This is a genomic window from Burkholderia sp. E168m23, from assembly GCF_016586125.1.
Classification (GTDB): domain Bacteria; phylum Pseudomonadota; class Gammaproteobacteria; order Burkholderiales; family Burkholderiaceae; genus Burkholderia; species Burkholderia orbicola.
Genome location: NZ_BCPP01000982.1, coordinates 1 through 2,602, shown reverse-complemented (window position 1 = coordinate 2,602; position 2,602 = coordinate 1). Strand labels below are relative to the sequence as shown.

The 2,602-nt window shown below is 66.5% G+C and carries 2 protein-coding genes; one reads left to right on the top strand and one right to left on the bottom strand.

Annotation, left to right across the window (positions count from 1 at the left end; genetic code table 11):
• Positions 1 to 646, bottom strand: a 646-nt coding sequence (locus JMF90_RS32880) for a cache domain-containing protein (RefSeq protein WP_201325992.1), incomplete at its 3' end; no start/stop codon positions are given.
• Positions 647 to 996: 350 nt separating this feature from the next.
• On the opposite strand from JMF90_RS32880, the gene JMF90_RS32875 reads away from it, so the two are divergent.
• Positions 997 to 2,583 (top strand): methyl-accepting chemotaxis protein, encoded by a 1,587-nt coding sequence (locus tag JMF90_RS32875; protein ID WP_011549858.1) that lies wholly within the window; start codon positions 997 to 999, stop codon positions 2,581 to 2,583.
• The last annotated feature ends 19 nt before the right edge of the window (positions 2,584 to 2,602 follow it).

Sequence of the window (2,602 nt, the reverse complement as noted above, 5' to 3'; positions counted from 1 at the left end):
CCGGCGAGAGACCGGTGGCCGGCTTCATGATCAGGTCGGTCTTGGCCGACGCGATCACGCGGCCGCCCTTGTCCACCAGGAATGCAAAGCTCGCCGGGGTCGGGTGAACGGAAGTCACGATCGAGCTCACGTTCTCCATGAACAGGCTGGCTGCCAGCACGCCCTTCACCGCGCCGTCGCGCACCACGGGCACCGCGAACGCCACGGCCGGCCTGCCGCTCGTCGCATCGCGATAGAGCGCCGTCACGACCAGACGGCCCGCGCCGACGGCCTGCTTGTACCAGGGCCGCGCGGTCGGATCGTAGCCGGGCGCGAGCGGCACGTTGGAAAACGCCGTCTTGTCCGGCAGGCCGAGCGTCAGCACCTCGAAGCCGCCCGACTTGCCGAGCAGCTTCAATGCCGGCACCGGGTCGCCCTCGCCGATCGCGATCGTGTCCGCGAGCGCCTGGGTTTCGCGCGCGCGGCTGGCCACCCATTCGTCGATCGCGAGCGCATGCCCGGCGAGGATCGACTTGTGATTCTGGTCGATGGCCTCGTCGTTGTGGGTCTTGACGACGTAATAGACCAGCCCCCCGGTTACGGCCAGCGCCGTCACTACGATGGCGACACACGTCGCCAGTATCCGTGCGCGAATTGATGACAGCATGATGACTTCGGTCTCCGTTACCGCGTGATTGAACTGGATCGGTGAACAGGCTGATCCTGATCCATTTAACGGCACCGGGGGCGGGAAGTTGAGCGACGCCGGAAGGACGGCGACCGAAACGGGCACGCAGAGGGCGACACGGCACGCTATCGCGAGGAGCGCACGGGCCTGGGGCGTCGTGCGGAAAACGGCGCCGTTCGCCCGTTCGTCGTGACAAATGCGGATCGCGGCCGGATTTTTTTGACGACAGGCAACACGCAAACGATTGCCCCGGGGAGCGATCCTAAATTGTTCATTCACCGTTCCGATAATGAGGAAAGCTATTTGATATCAACCACTGGACTTTTCCCATGAATGATCGACGGTTAACGGTTCGTACGAAGCTGCTGATGGCTTTCGCACTGCTTACGTGCATGGTCGTGCTCGTCTCCCTCCTCGGCATCGTCTCGCTCGGCAACGCGAACGCGGCATTCGACGACTATGTCAACGGCACCAACGCCCGTGCGACCCTGGCGGACAAGATCCGCTTCGCGGTCGACCGGCGCGCGATCGCCGCCCGCAACCAGGTGCTCGCGGCCAGCCCGCGCGACGCGGACCTCGAGAAGGAGGCCGCACTGCAGGCCGACCGCGAAGTCGGCGCGCTGATGGGCGAACTGACGAATGCGGTCCGCGAGGGAAGCGGCGCGTCCGACAAGTCTCGCGAACTGGTTCGGCAAATCGGGGCGGTCGAGGCGCAGTACGGCCCGGTGGCGCGCGCCATCGTCGACGCAGCGGCGAACAACCGGCGCGACCAGGCGATCACGATGATCAACGAACAGTGCCGACCGCTGCTGGCCCAGCTCGTCGCGGCCACCGACGCGTATGCGACGTACACGCGGTTGCGGGCCGGCCAACTGGTGAAGGAATCGGACGATCGCTATACCTCGCGACGGCTCATGCTGATCGCGATCTGCATCGCCGCCGCCGCGGCCGCCGCGATCTCGGGCCTCTTCATCACCCGCGGCCTGCTGCGCGCACTGGGCACGGAGCCCGCCGCGCTCAGCGAGATCGCCGGCCATATCGCCGCCGGCAACCTCGCCGCCGAATCCACGACCGGCGCCGCGCCGACCGGCAGCGTGCTGGCTTCCATGCGGGACATGCAGGCGAACCTGATTCGCCTGATCTCGGAAGTCCGTACCGCATCGGGCAACGTCGCGACCGGGGCCGGCGAAATCGCGTCCGGCAACCAGGATCTCTCCTCCCGCACGGAACAGCAGGCGGCCTCGTTGCAGGAGACCGCGTCGAGCATGGAGCAGTTGACGTCCACCGTGCGCCTGAACGCCGACAACGCGCAGCAGGCGAGCGGCCTGGCCAACAATGCATCGGAGGTCGCCCAGCGCGGCAGCACGGCGGTCGGCCTGATGGTCGACACGATGACGGACATCAGCGCGAGCTCCGCCAAGATCGCCGAGATCACCGGCATCATCGAAGGAATCGCATTCCAGACCAACATTCTCGCGCTCAACGCAGCTGTCGAGGCCGCCCGCGCCGGCGAACAGGGCCGCGGCTTCGCGGTGGTGGCAAGCGAAGTCAGGAGTCTGGCGCAGCGTTCGTCGAGCGCCGCGAAGGAAATTCGCGAACTGATCTCGCAATCGGTCCAGAAAATCCAGGATGGCTCGCATATCGCGAACAACGCGGGCGATACGATGAGCCAGGTCACGCATGCGATCTCGCGCGTGACCGACATCATGGGCGAGATCGCCGCGGCGTCGAGCGAGCAGAGCCGCGGCATCGAGCAGGTCAATCTGGCCATCACGCAAATGGACGAAGTCACGCAGCAGAATGCGGCACTCGTCGAGCAGGCCGCCGCCGCATCGAAGTCGCTCGAGGAACAGGGAAACCGGCTTGCCGAGGCCGTCTCGCTGTTCCGGCTGGACACGCGCACGGCCGGCGCGTAGGCCGGCGCCCGCCGCCCTG

What these genes read in the sequence shown, in the direction of transcription:
- JMF90_RS32875 (WP_011549858.1), top strand. Translation starts at nt 997, where the DNA reads ATGAATGATCGACGGTTAACGGTTCGTACGAAGCTGCTGATGGCTTTC.